General features: G+C 47.8%; 17 protein-coding genes. 6 read left to right on the forward strand and 11 right to left on the reverse strand.

From position 1 onward, the window contains the following. Positions 1 to 55 precede the first annotated feature (55 nt). The 3 genes from PAV_RS02440 (at position 56) to PAV_RS02450 (ending at position 2635) form a co-directional block, all read left to right on the forward strand. Positions 56 to 607 (forward strand): TetR/AcrR family transcriptional regulator, encoded by a 552-nt coding sequence (locus PAV_RS02440; protein WP_040734889.1) that lies wholly within the window; start codon positions 56 to 58, stop codon positions 605 to 607. 232 nt (positions 608 to 839) lie between these two features. Continuing rightward, positions 840 to 1598: an electron transfer flavoprotein subunit beta/FixA family protein gene (locus PAV_RS02445; protein ID WP_005543278.1), complete on the forward strand. Its 759-nt coding sequence runs from the start codon at positions 840 to 842 to the stop codon at positions 1596 to 1598. Between the two features lie 56 nt (positions 1599 to 1654). After that, positions 1655 to 2635: an electron transfer flavoprotein subunit alpha/FixB family protein gene (locus PAV_RS02450; protein ID WP_005543279.1), complete on the forward strand. Its 981-nt coding sequence runs from the start codon at positions 1655 to 1657 to the stop codon at positions 2633 to 2635. A gap of 228 nt (positions 2636 to 2863) precedes the next feature. Here PAV_RS02450 and PAV_RS02455 read toward each other — a convergent pair whose 3' ends face one another. Next, on the reverse strand, positions 2864 to 3187 hold the full coding sequence (locus tag PAV_RS02455) for a hypothetical protein (RefSeq protein WP_005543280.1): 324 nt from the start codon (positions 3185 to 3187) through the stop codon (positions 2864 to 2866). A gap of 339 nt (positions 3188 to 3526) precedes the next feature. Here PAV_RS02455 and PAV_RS35200 point away from each other — a divergent pair, with 339 nt between their 5' ends. From PAV_RS35200 to PAV_RS32090, 3 genes are read left to right on the forward strand one after another with little or no spacing between them, the layout of a single operon-like run. Continuing rightward, entirely contained in the window at positions 3527 to 4513 is a 987-nt protein-coding gene (locus PAV_RS35200; protein WP_005543281.1) for a hypothetical protein, read from the forward strand. Between the two features lie 30 nt (positions 4514 to 4543). After that, positions 4544 to 5287, forward strand: a complete 744-nt coding sequence (locus PAV_RS02465) for a hypothetical protein (RefSeq protein ID WP_005543282.1) — start codon at positions 4544 to 4546, stop codon at positions 5285 to 5287. Further along, positions 5233 to 5616 (forward strand): hypothetical protein, encoded by a 384-nt coding sequence (locus tag PAV_RS32090; protein WP_005543283.1) that lies wholly within the window; start codon positions 5233 to 5235, stop codon positions 5614 to 5616. Before PAV_RS02465 ends, PAV_RS32090 begins: the two co-directional genes overlap by 55 nt. A gap of 127 nt (positions 5617 to 5743) precedes the next feature. Here PAV_RS32090 and PAV_RS02470 read toward each other — a convergent pair whose 3' ends face one another. From PAV_RS02470 to PAV_RS02515, 10 genes are all read right to left on the reverse strand, one after another. Continuing rightward, positions 5744 to 6685 (reverse strand): hypothetical protein, encoded by a 942-nt coding sequence (locus PAV_RS02470; protein ID WP_005543284.1) that lies wholly within the window; start codon positions 6683 to 6685, stop codon positions 5744 to 5746. Further along, positions 6678 to 8066: a nucleotide sugar dehydrogenase gene (locus PAV_RS02475; RefSeq protein ID WP_005543285.1), complete on the reverse strand. Its 1389-nt coding sequence runs from the start codon at positions 8064 to 8066 to the stop codon at positions 6678 to 6680. The genes PAV_RS02470 and PAV_RS02475 overlap by 8 nt, the downstream gene beginning before the upstream one ends. 39 nt (positions 8067 to 8105) lie before the next feature. Beyond that, positions 8106 to 8912: a response regulator gene (locus tag PAV_RS02480; RefSeq protein ID WP_005543286.1), complete on the reverse strand. Its 807-nt coding sequence runs from the start codon at positions 8910 to 8912 to the stop codon at positions 8106 to 8108. Between the two features lie 28 nt (positions 8913 to 8940). Continuing rightward, positions 8941 to 10329, reverse strand: coding sequence for a glycosyltransferase family 2 protein (locus PAV_RS02485; RefSeq protein WP_005543287.1), 1389 nt, complete (start codon positions 10327 to 10329; stop codon positions 8941 to 8943). Positions 10330 to 10360: 31 nt separating this feature from the next. Next, positions 10361 to 11554: a HEAT repeat domain-containing protein gene (locus PAV_RS02490; protein WP_005543288.1), complete on the reverse strand. Its 1194-nt coding sequence runs from the start codon at positions 11552 to 11554 to the stop codon at positions 10361 to 10363. 124 nt (positions 11555 to 11678) lie between these two features. Next, positions 11679 to 13898: a hypothetical protein gene (locus PAV_RS02495; protein WP_040734891.1), complete on the reverse strand. Its 2220-nt coding sequence runs from the start codon at positions 13896 to 13898 to the stop codon at positions 11679 to 11681. Positions 13899 to 14301: 403 nt separating this feature from the next. Continuing rightward, positions 14302 to 15840, reverse strand: a complete 1539-nt coding sequence (locus PAV_RS02500; RefSeq protein ID WP_005543291.1) for a PH domain-containing protein — start codon at positions 15838 to 15840, stop codon at positions 14302 to 14304. Continuing rightward, entirely contained in the window at positions 15830 to 16315 is a 486-nt protein-coding gene (locus tag PAV_RS02505; RefSeq protein WP_040735244.1) for a PH domain-containing protein, read from the reverse strand. The genes PAV_RS02500 and PAV_RS02505 overlap by 11 nt, the downstream gene beginning before the upstream one ends. 32 nt (positions 16316 to 16347) lie before the next feature. Continuing rightward, positions 16348 to 17196 carry a LolA family protein gene (locus PAV_RS02510; protein WP_005543293.1) on the reverse strand — a complete coding sequence of 283 codons (849 nt, stop codon included), beginning with the start codon at positions 17194 to 17196 and terminating at the stop codon, positions 16348 to 16350. Next, the gene (locus PAV_RS02515; RefSeq protein WP_005543294.1) at positions 17157 to 17393 is read right to left on the reverse strand and encodes a hypothetical protein; all 237 of its coding nucleotides are present in this window, start codon (positions 17391 to 17393) and stop codon (positions 17157 to 17159) included. The genes PAV_RS02510 and PAV_RS02515 overlap by 40 nt, the downstream gene beginning before the upstream one ends. Positions 17394 to 17396: the final 3 nt, after the last annotated feature.

Genomic DNA, 17396 nt, shown 5'->3' on the forward strand with positions numbered 1-17396 from the left:
TATTCTAGCACCGAGGTGATTCCATGACAAGTCAGAAAAAGAAAAATATTCCCAAATCCTCGAGGCAGCGGTCAAAGTATTTGCAGAACACGGGTTTCACCGATCACAAGTTTCTAAAATTGCGAAAACAGCTGGGGTCGCTGATGGTACGATCTACCTGTATTTCAAACGAAAGGAGGATATTCTGATTTCGTTGTTTCGCGAGAAGCTTGGAGAGATGATCGCCAAATTTCACGCAAGCCTCGAAACCACGACCGGAGCCAAGGATGCGCTGCGCAATGTATGCCAAATCCATTTTACCGTGCTGGAAAACAATCCAGATTTAGCGTTCGTCACGCAAATCGAGCTGAGACAAAGTTCTCTTGAGCTGCGGAAGGAAATCGGAAAAATTATTAAGCCCTATATTGTACTTATTGAGCGTATTATAAAGCAGGGCATTGAAGAAAAAGTGTTTCGCGACGATCTTGACGTCAAGCTTACCCGCCTGCTTATTTTCGGTTCCATGGATGAAGTTGTGACGTCATGGCTCATTTCTGGACAGAAGTATTCCCTGGTCGGGCAGCTTGATGGCACAATAACATTTTTTCTAAAGGGGCTTGAGCCTTAGCTCTCTCCCCTTGATTTTCCGATTGCGCAGCCTGTCTTAGGTTAGACTTTTGTTCTGCCAAGCCTCGTCTTGGATTCCTTATCGTTTGATCGCCATAAAGGAAATGGACATCGATGTTGTCAATTCCCCTTCTTAGAGCTGCAGTTCTTCCAAATTTCCTGCATGGCAGTCCACTTGTTCAACAAGTCCGCTTTAGATTACAAGCCAAATAAAGCGAAAGGGGCAATGAACGATGAATATCATCGTATTAGTCAAGCAGACATTCGATACGGAGGAAAAAATCATCATCGAAGAAGGCAAGATCGCAGAAGACGGAGTCAAATTCGTCCTCAATCCCTATGATGAATATGCGGTCGAGCAAGCGATCCGCATTCGCGATGACCTTGGAGGCAAGGTTATTGTCGCCTCTGTAGGCCCGGAGCGTGCTTCCGAGGCGCTGCGCACGGCACTCGCCATGGGCGCTGACGAAGCCATACTGATCAACGACGAGCGAATCGGCAGCGATGAGCATGCCGTAGCGCAAGCTCTGCACGCATTTGTCGGAACGGAATCCTACGATCTCGTTCTTGGCGGCAACTTTTCCGTGGACAACGGTTCCGGCCAAGTGGCCGTCAGACTTGCGAAGCTGCTCGGCATTCCGCATGTATCGTCGATTACGAATCTGGAGATCGCAGATGGCCGTGCTGTCTGCACTCGGGACGCTGAAGGGGATGCAGAGGTGGTAGAGGTGCCGCTCCCGGCGCTGTTCACCGCTCAACAAGGGCTGAATGATCCGCGCTATCCTTCGCTTCAGGGCATTATGAAGGCGAAGAAGAAGCCTTTCCGTGAGCTCACGCTCGATGACTTCGGCGTAAAAGTCGAAGCTCGCACAGCCCAAACAGAGCTATTCCTTCCTCCGCAGCGTCAAGCAGGCAAGCTGATTTCCGGAGAGCCGGCGGATCAAGTCCAGGAGCTGTTCCGACTGCTTCGAACGGAAGCTAAGGTCATATAGTTCTGCATCGAATGCAACGAATCCGGTAAGTTCATATTCCAAGGAGGCGTATTGATATGTCCAGAACGATTCTTGTCGTAGCCGAAGCGAAGGGCGGCAATCTTCGCCAAGTGTCCTACGAAGCGATTGGGGCGGCTCGTATAGCTGCAGGCGATGGGGGCTCTGTAGCCGCTGTGATCATCGGCGCAGATGCAGCCCGCTATTCCAACGACTTGGCAGCCTACGGCGTTGATCATATTTATACTGTTGAGCATACCGCACTCATTCATTATCATCCGGAAGCTTATTTTGCTGCGCTGCAGGCTGTTGTGCAGGCTGCGAACCCGGACGGCGTGTTTTTCGGCCACACCGCATGGGGCAAGGATCTGGCACCGCAGTTGGCAGCTTCCCTGCATGGCGGGCAGATTTCCGATGTAATCGCAATCGAAGCAGACAGCAGCGGCAACGTATTATTTACGCGTCCGATCTATGCAGGCAAAGCCATGGAAAAGAAGAAGTTCCTAGCCGCACCGTGGATAGTTACCATTCGACCAAACAACATTCAGCCTCCAGCAGCAGAAGCTGGCCGCACCGTGCCTGTAACAGCTATTGCTTACCCGGAACCGCCGCTTACGGCCATTGTTCGCGAGGTCGTGCAAAATACGGTCGGGAAAATGGATTTGAGCGAAGCGAAAATCATTATTTCCGGCGGACGGGGCGTTCGCAGCGCCGATGGCTTCAAGCCGCTTGAGGAGCTGGCCTCTCTACTGGGCGGTGCTGTTGGAGCTTCCCGCGGAGCATGCGATGCAGGTTATTGCGACTACGCCTTGCAAATCGGACAGACGGGCAAAGTCGTCACGCCAGAGCTGTACATCGCCTGCGGCATTAGCGGTGCCATTCAGCATTTGGCGGGAATGAGCCAATCACGCGTCATTATCGCGATCAACAAGGATCCGGAGGCGCCTATTTTCCAGATTGCCGATTACGGCATCGTAGGCGACCTGTTCGAAATCGTGCCGCTTCTAACCGAGCAATTCAAGCAGGCGCTGCAAGCTTAACATAAAAGCTGTAAGCAGGGCATTCCGATTGCTTAAGACGATCGGAGTGCTCTTTTTTACGCAAAATGCCTGATTAACCATCCCCCAAGCTCCATCTCCATAGAATTTATTCAGTTCCTTCAACTTTAACTACCTATATAAATGTGTATATAAACGTCCATCACCGCATGCAGCGAAGATGCAAAAAGCCCCAATACCTCATGGTAATCAGGGCTTCTACTGACTTATTTATTTGCGGTCCGGATTTCCGAAGAACATTTCATCTGCCAACGCTGTCTGAACGCGTGATTCTTCCTCGTTCAGCTTGCGGACTAACTCCATTTCAACCTCGGTCACTTCATCCCCTTGGAAATTGATTTCCGCGATCGAAGCAACAATCTTCACGATAGCTACGGCCACATTATCCGGCGTGTACGCAATGACCTTCTGTCCTGTCGGAAACACTCGAAAGCCCTGCTTCGTCATTTTGCCTCGCCCGTACTCCAGCAGCTCATTTAGCTCCTGCTCTGTCTTAAATTTGCATACCGAATTGAACTCTGTTTGAAATCCCATGTTATCCGCTCCTTTGCCTGTAAAGTTTGAAAATAAAAGTGATTGCACAACCTAATATGCACTACATCCCCCAGAGAAGACGGAGATAAAGTCAGTCTTAATTCCGGGGGTTTATTATTTCGAAAGCCCCCTCCAAAAAGGATATATTTAGACTGCTGATGAGGCAAGACAAAAGTTAGAACTAGAATATCGGAACAGTCCGCAGCACAACACCTTCTAAGACTAAATAATAGTGATGATGTCACAAATGAGCGGATTGATATTGTTATATATTGTAGGCGATAGTAGGTGATACACCAGTGGTACACAATGAGAATATGAAACATAGGAGGATTTAGTATGAATTTAAAGAAAGTCATTCTAGCATCCCTGATCGTATCTAGTATGTTGGCCACATTGGCCGGCCCAATTCCTGCCGGAGCGAAGGCAGCGCAAGAGAATCAGCAAGAGCAGCAATCCGATAATAAGAAGGTTCCCATCGATAAGAAGTTGGCTCCCAAGCTGCAAAAAGCGGTAAATCAATATGCGGGGAAAGAGGTTAAGCTTAAGGATACCGGTGAACATATCAATAACAATGAGAGTTTGGTCACGGTTCAATCTGCAGATGGAAATTACGGTGTTGGCTTTGATCCCAAAAGAGGAAATATATGGTTTGTTTCCAACAAGACGACAATCGACAAAGTCGACAAAAAATTTCAAGACGAAGCTTTAAAAGAGTTAAAGAACGCCTATGCAAAGAAGAAATACGTATTTAACAAAGACGTTACACAGTCACGATCCTACGATAATAGCAAGGGCAAATTTGGAGATTATATGTTTTATGAGTTTTCCGGGAAGGATTTTACTGTTTCAGTAAATGCTAATATTTCAGAAGGTTATGTCATCCCCGTTGCGAGAATCGATATTGACAAAAAAGAACTTGATCTGAATTTGCTGAAATCGGCAACGGAAGCGATCAAAACGGCGTTCGATCATCAATTCGACGTGACGAAGGCGCAGATTGAGCAACGTACGTGGGTGCTTGAGGACGACAAAGTGACGGTTTACATGGAGAAGGGGAAAGCAATCAGCCTGATCAATAAACAAGGCAATCAGGTCACGACGAACAAAGAGATGACAGAAAAAGAAGCCAAAGAAGCGGTCGCCCCGCTCGCGAAGAAATTATTCAATATCGACATTACGGGATATGAAGTGAAATGGGACAGCTTATTTAAAGATTACCGCTTCATCGAAAAAAATGATGTTACGGCGGTGAGAGCGGCATTGGATGCCGAGAAAAACGTCGTGTATATAAAGTCCGGGAGCAGAGCGGCCGCAGGGAATTAAAAACACAAACAGATGCATAGGAGGATGATCATGTTTATGAAAAAAGCTATCATCGCAACATTGGTCGTATCCGGCATGCTAGCCGCATTGGGAGGATCGATTCCTGTCGAAGCCGCGGCTGCACAGGAACGGAAGCAACCGGAGAAGGTGAAAGTTCAAATCGACAAGAAGATGGCCGACAAGCTGAAAAAAGCAATGAAGGAATTGGCAGGCAAAGAGGTCAAGATGCAGGATGTTGGCGAGAGCTACTCCGGTTCGGGTGGGAGTGCAACAATCCGATCTGTGGATGACAAATATTCAATTGACTTTAATCCGAAAACAGGTGGAATATGGTGGGGTTTTGCAAAAATCTCGATCGATGAAGTCAGTAAGGAGGATCGGAATAAAGTCCTTCAAAGATTAAAAGAGCTGTATCCAAACAAAACCTATGTGTTGAGTAATGAAGTGGAAATGCAACGACGATATGATGACAAGCAGGCTAAATTTGTAGATACGAGATATGTTTTCACAGAGGAAGACTTTTATATCTCGCTCTATAAACCAGGTGCTGGATCTAAAGCAAATGATCAACTCAATGGGTACTCGATTACAGTTGATGCCAAAAAACTTGATCCAAAATGGACAAAAGCAGCAGCAGAAATCGTGAAAACAGCCTTCAATCATGAATTGAAAGAAGTGACGGAGGCAACACTCAGACATGGTAATTATGACTATAAAAAGTGCTGGCCATACCGAAGTGGGTATTGCAAGGTGACGGTATTTACGTTGAAATAGACACAAAGTCAGGAAAGGCGATAGAAGTCATTCACAAATCGCGTCTAAAGGAAAAGGTAACGACCGACAAGGAGATTACGGCAAAAGTTGCAAAAGAAGTGATTGCTCCACTGGCCCAAAAGGTGCTGGGTGTCGATATTAGCGGATGTGAAGTGGAGTGGGATAACAGACTGAAAGAGTACCGCTTCCACAATGACTATACGGACAAAAAGGACGGAAAGGTAGTTGCAACGAAGCTGAGAGCTGCATTGGATGCTGACAAAAACGCAGTGTATCTGGTGGGTGGGGAGCACGCGATACACGGTTCGATGGAGACGATGGTGAAGTAGACGTTACAACCTTTTTACCTTACACAGTAACGAGACGGTACGAGCCTGTGGATGCAGATCCACAGGCTCGTTACGTTTTCGATAATATGAAGGTTTTACTGCCGTTTATTGAATCGCGAGCAGCTCTTTACTTCACTCGGTCATACCACACGCGCAAATGATGAACCGCTGCTCCTGCGAAGGAGGAGTGGCTTGCGCCCAGTTCCTTCACATCGCGCAGTTGCTCCTCGAAATAGTCCAGCGGCTTGCCGTGGAAGGACAAGTAGCCTCCTTCATTGGTCTTGCCCAGTTCAAGACCAATAATAATCGGCTTGCCAAGCTCGTCCGCCTGTGAGAGCAGCTTTTTGGCCGAATCATAGATTGAATCGGAGTTGTCCCGGTACGCCATAATCGTCAAGGAGTCGAACTGGTCCAGCATCCAACTGCTTACCTTGCCGTTCCCAGTCGGCATGTCCACACGAGGCAGCCAGAAAGGTACATCAGCGGCCATGTACAGACCAGCCCTTCTCCCCTCCTGCAGCCACGTCTCCATGTTGTCGATCCAGCTTCGGACGATGCGTGCTTCATCTTGCTTCCACTCTGGCAGCAAATACGGCTCTACGTCCAGGTGAATGCCGGCAAAACGCTCCTCTGCCGCAACCTGCCGGTTGTAATCATTTACCCACTGAATGAAAGATTCCCCTTCTTCTTCATGCCGTTCCTTCGCCCATTCCGGCGCACCGTTCAATGCATGAACGTCAATTCCGGCTTCATGCGCCTTGCGAATGAACGAACGATACGTATCCGAGCCTACAGTGGAACTAGTTTGCAAATAGATCAGATTCACATGATTCGAGCGGCAGAATGAGACGATTTCCTCCCCTGAATCACGTATCCACTCTGTGTCCCAAAGCCATGTTGCCTTCGTTTTCCCCGCTTCAGAGGATCGAAACGTTAAAAGGATTAGTATTCCCACACAACAGCATAGCAGCAGTGCGATCAGCATCCTCCGTGAACGGAACGCTTGGCGCGGAATACTCAGCTTACGTTCTGCTTGTGCGCGAAACGATTTTTTGTCTGTTTTAGACAAAAGCCGCTGCCTCTTCTACTTCTCTAACAATCTCCTGCTCTCTTACAATCTCCTGCTCTGTATGCCCAAGCTTATGAATGTTCGGGCGTTGAATACCTTTGAACGCATTGCGCGTATCCAGAATCGGAATATTCAAATCCGCGAGCTGTTTGTAATCGAACGATTGATGGTTCGTAATCAGCACCATGCAGTCATATGTTTGGAACGTCGGCAAATCATAATCGATCGTATTCACCGTCTTGCCGGCCTTGTCCTTGAAGTGTGTCGCATGCGGATCATAATAATCGACCTTGGCGCCGCTCGCCTTAAACAGCTCATAGATTTCAAGCCCCGGGGATTCGCGCAAATCGTCAATATTCGGCTTATAGGCCATGCCCAAAATTAAAATTTTCGAATTTTTAATCGACTTCGAGCTTTGATTCAAAATACGCGATGTTTTCTCCATCACATGGTACGGCATATTGGCATTGGTTGCCTGAGCGATATCGATAAACTTGCTGTAGAAACGATACCCCTTCGCCTTCCAGGATAAATACATCGGATCAAGCGGAATGCAGTGGCCTCCAATACCCGGTCCTGGATAGAACGGCATAAAGCCGAACGGCTTCGTTGCTGCAGCGTCGATCACCTCCCAAATGTCGATGCACATCCGATCGCACATCATCGCCATCTCGTTAATGAAGGCAATATTTACGCTGCGGAATGTATTTTCCAACAGCTTTGACATTTCCGCCACCTTCGTTGAGGATACGGGTACAACACTTTCCACAATATTTCCATACAGTGCAGTTCCCAGCTTGAGGCATACTGGCGTTGTTCCGCCAATTACCTTCGGCGTGTTAAACGTATTAAATTTCGGGTTGGACGGATCCACACGCTCCGGAGAGAAGCAGAGGAAGAAGTCCTCTCCTGTCCGGTATCCTAAAGAGGCTTCGATTTCATGTTGAATCAGCTCCTCTGTCGTGCCTGGATACGTTGTACTTTCCAGTGTGATCAGCAGGCCCTTCCGCATATATTTCTTAATTTGTTCCACAACGCGTGTAATATAGGAGGTGTCCGGATCTTGATTCTCACTAAGCGGTGTCGGCACACAAATACTGACTGCATTCAGCAACTGAATATGACTGAAGTCGCTCGTAACGAACAATCGACCTGTGTTCATGCACTGTGTCAACGTGTCATCGCTTATATCCTTAATATAGGAATGTCCGTTATGGATACTCTCAATCTTGCGTGAATCAACGTCAATTCCGACAACCTGGAAGCCCTGCTTGCACATTTCAATGGCAAGTGGCAGGCCGACATAGCCTAACCCGATGACTCCGACTACAGAAGTTTTGTGTTCAATTGCGTGTTGTAAATTTGCAGCATACATGTTCACAGTTGTTCACCCTTCCATCCACTAGTTAATTGTATATAGTTATGACAAACAGCGGCTAAGCCGTTCATCAAGTTCTACCGGCGAAAATGGTTTTGTAATATAATCGCTGACGCCCTGCTCGAAGCAATAATCAATCGTCTTCCCTACCCGCTGTTCGGACAAAATCACGATCTTCGGCTGCTTCTCCAAATTCATCTTCTGAATGTGCGAAATGAACGGCAGACCGTTTATTCCATATAAATTCAACTCCGTTAAGATTAAATCGAATTGCCCTCCATCAATGAGATTCAACGCCGTCAAAGCATCCTCTGCCTCGTGCACCTCGTAGCCCTGCATCGTCAGCCATATATTCAAAAACTCTCTTACACTAGCATCATGATCCACGACCAGAATCCGCTTCGCAGCTTCGAGTTCAAGTTGATCATGGAGAATCCGAATATGGGAGGAGTCTGTAGCCGGCCACTCATTCCAGCGACCAAGAATAATGAGGTCTGCCTCCTGAGAATCCGCCACTGCTGCAACCGCACATACAATTGGCGTTCCTGCCAATTGCTCTTCTACCATGCTCTTCAGTACAAGCGCATAGTAGTGGGTCTGATCCAGCGTCGCGCGCGGCAGCATTACAGCAATGACTTGCTGGGCATCGGCAATCATTAGCTCGAATGGGATCTGCTCTCTCTCCAGCGCAGAGCGGAGCTCCTTCTCCCACGTCTTGCCGAGCGGATTCGCATGGATGAAAATAATGCCTACGTCATGTCCGGGATAGCTCATCACCAGATGATTTACGGTTTGCTTAAATGTCGGTACAAATCCAAATTCCGCATTTCGTTCCACCAATTGCAGCATGTGCCGTTTCCACCTTTCCCATCGCCTGTTAGGCGGTTTTCTTTTGTTCTCCTTCTTCCTTCCAGCTTTGGCGCGTCATGGCGCCCCAAGAATTGTTCTTCTGGAAAAATTGAATATGTCCTTGAATGCGCCACAGGCTGCCGAGCTGCCGGTATCCGAAGAACATCAGCACGCTGAACACAAGCATACGCACGAGATCACTGATGCGCGGATATCGCTTGAACGCAATCTCCTCCAACAGAAGTGAGCCTACAGCTAACAGTAAACCTGATAAGAAGTTTATTAGCATAAATATCAAGACAATTTCCCAATGGGTCATGTCATACAGCGCATAACCGATCAGGGACATCAATCCCGTCACTTTAAAATAAGGATTGAGCGCTTCAAAAATAATCGTGTATGGCATCGACAGAAGTCCAAATACCTTATATTTCGGCCTAAACGTCATATCATAGTTTTCGATCATGTTCTTCAAATTGCCTCGACCCCAACGCTTCCGCTGGTTTGATAGGATATGATACGTATCGGGCGCTTGGGTCCAGCAGACTGCCTCCGGACAGAAGGCAATTTTATAAGGCAATTTATTTTCCAGCATATAGCGGTGAAGCTTGATAATGATGTTCATGTCCTCGCCGGGATACCCATCTCGGTACCCGCCAACCTTGATTACGTAATCCTTGCGGAACAGCCCGAATGCCCCCGATACAATAATGAGTCCATTGAGCGCACTCCAGCCGATCCGCCCCCCAAGGAACGCCTTCAAATACTCCAGCGTTTGAAACATTGGCCACCATTTCTTCGGCAAACGAACTTCCTTCACCGTTCCATTTTCGATCGTGCATCCGTTGGCAATGCGCACATTGCCCCCAATCGCTACATATTGTTCCGGATCGGACATATACATGGTCGTCATTTGAATCAAAGAATCTTTCTCCAACAGCGAATCCGCATCAATTGAAGAAATAAGCGGATAATGCGAGAAGTTAATCCCTGCATTCAAGGAATCCGCTTTGCCCCCATTCGCCTTATCAATGACGTACAGGAACGGATATTCCGGATTATGATAAACCGCGTTAATCTTCGTGCAGTTCACGGCGTACCGAATAGACAGGTTATCCATCCGATATAAGCCAAACTCTTCAATCAGCACGTTCAAGGTCTCATCATTGGAGCCGTCATTAATGACAATGACCTCGTATGTCGGATAATTAAGTGTCATTAATGACTTCACATTTTCAATAATAGTCAGCTCTTCATTATAGGCAGGCACGAGCAGCGAAACAGGAGGAACATGCTCCGATCCCGCTATCGTTCCGCTTAGTGCGTAGCGCTTCCTGCGAACGATCGAGAATATATTTTTAAAAGAGAACAGCATAATGCCGAAATAAATACTATTAACGACGATGACATAATACATGGCGAACAGACCATATATCAGAAGCAAATCTCTAAGCAGAATAATCGCCTCCTACACTTCGGAATATCGGTGCGGCCGCTGCCTTGCCGAAATACTGTTCATACAGCATCCGCTTTGTCGCTTGGCTCGCCTTCTGCTTGCGTCGCTTGGCAAAATAGTGCTCGCGCAGCAGCTCCTCGTGGATGCGGTCTTTGGCCATATCCGATTTGTAAGGGTCGTCTTTTTCGAGCGCCGCCTCACACAATGCCCGGAAGCCCTCATCCCCCATCGTAGCTAAGCTCTTCGAACTGTAGTAACGAACCCACCAGTTGGTGTCGGTCAACGCTTCCTTCAAAATGACAATACTAACAACATGGTGGTATGTACCGAGCGACTCCGCAACCGCCGCCCGAACCTCCCATTCCGGATCCTTGAACCAACTGCATAATCTATCTTTCGTCAGTACGCTGCCAGTGCGAACGAGCAGTTTAATTGCCAAGGAACGAATATCCTTATCTTTGTTGTCCGCAAGCTTGAGCAGCGCCGGTGAAAGCTCCGGTCCCGCATGCCCGCGCAATGCAAGCAGAACCGTTTTGACCAAACAATTATTGTTATCACCTAAGCATTTGACAAGAAGCGGAGTAACATCTATAGATGATTCCTCTAATATTTCAGCGGCAAACAGCTCATTATGCTGCTCGCGACCCGCAAGCTCACGCAGCATCACTTCCAAGGAAGTTGCATCGTCCGCACATTTGGCTATCGCCCGGGCAATGACACGCACCAGTTCAGCCGCCTTCTCTTGTCTTAGCAGTTCCAGCAGCTGTGGTACCGCTTGGGGCGATCTCATGCCTCCCAAGCGGAAGGCTGCTTGCATTTGCTTCGCGTAGAACATACTGTTCAGTTTCTTCAAATCTGCTTGAACGAGCCCCATATCCTCACACAGCCTCGTCAGCTTTTCCCGCTGCTTTCCACGGAATCTCTCTATCCATTCCATCAGTTTGTCCTGGATGACCCTAGCCTCCAATTGAGTTACCGCCCCCTTCGGCGGCTGGAAGGAGCCTTCGTCCCCAATATGGCGCTGCAAATAAATGAAATAGGGTTTGAATTTCTTCATAATCGCGTCCTGTTGCTGCATTAGACGTATATTCCTAGCTTTCATGATGAGCAGTATGAATACGCCGACACTAATAAGGCCAAGGCAAACGTAGATGAAAGATACAGCAAAGTCCAACTTGGTATACATGTAACGTGTGCCTCCTTTGTTTCACGAAAATGACAGTCCTAAAGCTCCCTGTTGGCCTTGCAAGCTGCATGGAACTCAGAACATCATTAGGAAATCGTGTGCAGCCTACATATGGCCGCTTATGTCATGGAAGACGATGAAATATTTCCTTCATGTCGTAATAACTTTGCTTCAAGCGTTCAGTGTAACCAACTTTATCCCACTGTTTCCATGTGTAAACTTGGATATTGTGTAAGGAATAGTTCTTCAGTGCACGTGTCTGTGCCCCAGCCATGGATTTCGTTTCTTTGTCGACTACCCAAGGCAAAAATCGAATGCCTTCTGTCTGTATCGTTGACAGATCGCGCTTACGCTCTACTTTCCCGTAAGAAATCACTTGTTTCGTACTTGGGTCGGCGAAGCCAAGCAGCATCCACGGGATTCGAATTTCGACGATGTTATCCTTCGCATTCCAAGTTGCTAACGAATTGTATGACTTACTGTTCGGATCGTTCGTCCCTCTTATCAGCTTGCCTACGACGATATCCTGGAATGGATGGGCAGATCTCGTATCCGGCGGCTCCATTTTCAAACTGACGGCCAGCTTCCATGGATTGAACAGTCCTGAGTTATCCTTCATTTCCTCCGGCTTCGGTTCAACCATCCAATAGCCGGAAGGGCCATATAAACGGTTGTTAAAGTCATAATTTGAAGCGATGCGCACCTCGCTATTTTTACCGATAACGGTCAGCGTTTCCAGCCCTTCATCCAGCTTCAAGCCAGGAAGCTCCTTCATCGAGCGATTGCCGCCAGTCTGCGTATGCGCTCCGATGTACAAGGTCTGCTTCTCTGGATCGAACGGCTTATCCAACTTAAGCATCGTATATACATAGCCTTCGTCATGGGTCGCCCACATCTCCTGGACACCCGGCAAATCTGGCTTCAGCAGCATCTTCTCTTCGTCAGGAATTGCATCCCAATCCTTCGCGTCGCCATCAATAACAATGGCGTCTTCCTTGCTCGGATACATTCCTAGTAGCCCGAACATTTTCTCATTCGTCAATACGTTGAGCCAGTATGGCCTGCGATCAGCTGGAACTTCGATTTTCATCGTATTCCATGTCTTCTTAAACCACTCGTCCTGCCACATGAACAATATGGCTCCCGCATAATGCTCATCATAAATATCCTGCGTGAGCGAAGCATCGATACGCCCTTGTTCCCGCTCATCATGGCCGCCTTGATTGCGCCCACCCATGCCTAAATGGGAGATTCCAATCGAAGACGGTACGCCATATTCCGTTATCATGACTGGCAAGTCCTTGAACTCCGCCTTCAGCTTGCGCAAATAAGCCTTATACGTATTGAACTGTCCCTGCTTATCGCGTATCGTCTGCAATGAAGCATCCAAGTGGAAGAAGTCCGGGTAATACGGATAGACGTGATAGGCAGCAAAATATCCCGCATTCCAAGCCTTCGGCTGAATATGTCTTGCATCGACACTTACCATATCTTCCTGAAACAAGGGCTCTCCCGGATGCTTTAGCACATCCGTCGTCACCCAATTCGTGAATGTCATCGGATGATGCCAACCATATTCGTTCTCCACCGCGGCAGTGTAATCAAGCATTTCGGCGAGCCAACTCTCGAATGGACTCGCTTGCCTTGTGGCGCTAAAATGAGCGCCGGTATAGGCCTCCACTTTGTTATGCTTCTTATTCGTCTGATCAACCATCACAGGATCCCACTCTGTGCCGATATGCCAAGCCATCAAGTAGTCTCCTGCATTTGTTCGGTACTTGCCCTTCGCTGTCCCGGCATTGTCGGGGAGCGTGACATCTCCGTATACGGCGCGAACGACCTTTTCGATTTCACGCTTGAACTTATCCTTGATGTTCGGCAAATAAGCATCCTGAGATTCGATAAGCTCTTCTTCAGGTGACCATATGCCTTGAATAAAATAGAGCGGGCGCTCCGCCTTATCGCGGTTAAACTTTACAAGCGCTTCGTAGAATACCGGATTATGCACCGTGTATACCCGAATCACATTCGCGCCCATATCATGTATTTGTTGGAACCAGCGCAGATAATCCTCCTCTTGAATCGGGAATTCCCCGGGGAAGTAACCTGGCAATGTTGCGCCTAAGTTGACTCCCTTGGCAAAGATCGGCTCAAAGCCGCCTTCTTTGTATTCCAGAATGCGGTCGCCTTCCGTCTTGAATTTCAGCTTGATGCCATCCTCACCAGCATAGGCAACAGGCTTGGAAGACAGCAATTCCGGCATCCAATACAATCCGCCTGCAAGTATGATCACAATCGGCATCAGTATGCCTATTATTAGATTTCGTTTTTGTCTACGGTTCATGAATATTCGCCTGTTCACCCTCTCTGCGAGTGTTGTCCGCAACCTTATCTACTATCTAACCAAGTTTTTTCTGGAATAACATGGTTATTTAGTCGCGTTTTGAAAACTAGGACCCTGATTTTCCATGATTAATTGCAGCGTTGAAGTAGTGAAAAAGCCTATTGTAAAGCGATTTATCCCCTCCTTTCTCGATATGATAAATGGATCGTTTGGAGAATTTGTAAATCGACTTCATTTGTCATCATTAGACGCTGCAAAAGCAAAAAAGTTTCGTTTTTGTAACCATTTTACCAATAATATGTATTTCTCTCGGACTTTGGTCACCCCTTTTCGTAAAGATCCGTCCATCTGTACCACAGCCATTTGGTGCACACAAAAAAACAGGAGGACAGATCCTCCTGTTTTATTCACCCTTTTTCCGGCTGTACCACAGCCATACGCGCGCAACGTCCTGTTCTGAAAAACAATTCGCGGTATAGGAATGCCCGCTCATAATCGTAACCCGCAGAGAGCGGATGCACCGCTGCCGCTGAAAATAATTGTCCTTCGCCGAGATAGATACGATATGCGGTCTCAGCATGTAATGCGACTTTCTCGCGATCGCGCGAGTACGAATCATGAGCTGCTTGTCCTGAATCCCCATTCCCGCGTCCTTTAGTCGCAGTGTCCCCATTCCAAGCAATATCGGCATCAGGAGCCACAGCCAATGGGCCATCGTCCCCTGCCACCAATAGAGCAGGCCATAAGCAATGAAGAAGAGCAGCAGTTCCATGCGAACATAGTACCACCAAGACCGTCCAGGAGGCCGATGCTGCACTGTATTCTGATCCATATTGACTTGGGGTACAAAATGAGCTACTAAGTCCGGGATATCCCGAACTCGCACAAGCGGATGAAGCAACAGCGATTCCTTCTTGTCCGCCGACAGAACTCCTACCTCCACCTGCGCATAACCGAGCAGTTGCCGAAGCATGCCCTCTTTCACGATAATCTCTTGTACACGTCCTGGTTTAAAGGCGTTCACCTTTTTTTCGAACAGCCCATAGGAAATGACGATTTCCTCTCCCTGTACAACTGCCGTAAAGCGGTAGTATTTCGCAACGAAAAGCAGTGTTGAGATGAACCAGGCAAGGATAAAGCCCCCAACTCCGAGCACAATGTAAGTCAGGTGACTTGGAAGCAAGGACATGACCTGATCCATAATTTTTTTGAGAAGTCCTTCGGGCAAAATCAACTTCAACAAATCATCTGCGAAATTCGTAATCGCCACATAGAAGGCAAGCAGCATGCCCAGATGGATCGTTGTCGCCGAAGAGAGGAATAACGTTCCTATCCCCAGCCTTATGTCCCGTGCCGAGAAGCCCGTGCCCTTCGTCTGCCTGTCCTGATCCATCTGATCCACGCCCGCTGTCGCACGGACATTGTTACTAGACCGCGAATCAACGGCTTCCGCTATCGTCATAGTTGTAGGTACATCGCCGCGTTCCAGGCCGATATGCTCGGTTCCTTGCTTGCGCAGCATCAAGACTGTACGCAGCTCCTCAGCATGTGCAAGCGACAATGTAGGCAGCACGCCGTCTCCATCCGCCTCTCCGCCAGGCGTTTCGATCTTTAGTTGAGCCGTACGGCTTAAGCGCTGCAGGAAGGACTGCTCCAAGCGTACCGAGTGAATGCGCCGATAAAAAATCGTTTTTTCTTCCCGAACAAAAATTCCTTTATTGATGACGAGCTTATCTTCCTCAAAGCGGAAGGTAAACCTTCTCCAATCCAGCACCGCATCTATGAGCGCATAGACAACAATGGCAGCAAAAAGCATCTGTATCCACAAATGATCCTTAGCCTTCCATGCGTAGAGAATGAGGAAAGGCCATATGGCCTTGGCTACCTGTAGAATCGAAAATCCCATGTGCAGCGGATGAAGGCGCATCTCCTTATTCTTCATGGTCATCCACCTTCGCCAACTGTGCGATTCTTGCTTTCAACCACTGGGCCTCCTCCTCCTGCACTGCAAGAATATGATGCGTAGTGGCTGCCGTCACAACAGATACCTGCGACAGTCCAAACTTGCGGAGTAGTGGGCCGCGTTCTGTCTCCACATGCTGTACCCGATTCATAGGTACAATCGTATGTTTCAAATAAATGACCCCTGACTGAATATGCAATTCTTCCTCAAACACTTCAAATGCAAAATAACGATAGGTTAATGACGGCTCAATCCATACGAACCAAACGAATGATAATCCCCATAAGCCTGCTGCAATCCATGCAGGATACAATATCCAGCCCTGTATAGAAGCAATTATGGCATATGCAGCAATAATCGCAGCCAGTATGACGTGGGCAATTACACCTGCAATTCGAGATGCTTTCTTATAATCAGGATGCAGCCTGTGCCGTAGCTTGATGTCCATATCCATATCCATATCCATCCCCTTCACCAGCAGGAAACTTATTTGCTCATACCCTCTGCAATCTTGATCAACTCTTCTTGTCCCACATCCGGATTTGTAGGAATTAATGTATATCGGAAGCCGCCTTCATCCCAAGTTAGCGAGTGTATTTCATCCCAATACCATCCCGTCGTACCGCGTACCTCAACTGCCGTCCCTCGATCCCTTTTGGAGTCGGCAGGCGTTTTGAACAGACTTTCATTTATATAAGACACATTGTTTTTGTCATACTCCAAGGAGATTTCCGTGCGCTTCATTTCTCCCTCCAACTGCGTCAACTCCGTCTTCTTTAATGAAAATTCCTTATCTTTTATTTGTAGAAATGGGGCTCCTGCCGCTTGCTTCGCTTCTTCCAAGGATACCAGCTTCACCGGATTCAGCTCATTAATATCACGTACCGGAATGTCTTTCGGTATGCTCAACTGGAACGTACCTGCCGTAAACTTCGGCGCCATATCCAGCTTCGTATATTCGAACATGGATTTGACCGCACCGCTATCGATTTTGCTCTTTATCACCATCCAAGAAGACTGATCGACCCATAACTCCATTTGCTTCAGCAGGGCATCCTTCTTCTTGGATGCAGCCTTAATATGAACCGTTTGATGCTCGCCGACTTTCTCTTTCCCCATCGATTCAATATGATATGATTTGTTTAAATGCTCCAGCATACTTTTCAACTGCTCCCGCTGTGACATCGGCCGCATCCCGTCGCCTACTTCCATTTTGAACGCCTGCTGATTGTGCTCATCCCATACCGTAATCAGCTTGCCGTCACTCACAGATACAGCCCGTTCGTTATCCTTGATTACTTCTTCTCGTTTTTCTTCGTCTCTGCATCCGACCACTCCTTAATCGCATAACGCTCTGTTTCCTTCCCGTTCTCGTACGTGACCATGACCCCTTCCGCATAGTACGATAGTTCTCTTTTTCCTGCTTCCAGCGCCTGGCTAACGAGCTGCTCTCCGCTCCATTTCGCACTATCGGCACATCCGGTAAAGATCAAGCTGCTTGCCAGCAATAAGCTTCCTGTTATTCGGAACATCTG

It is taken from the genome of Paenibacillus alvei DSM 29, from assembly GCF_000293805.1.
Classification (GTDB): domain Bacteria; phylum Bacillota; class Bacilli; order Paenibacillales; family Paenibacillaceae; genus Paenibacillus_B; species Paenibacillus_B alvei.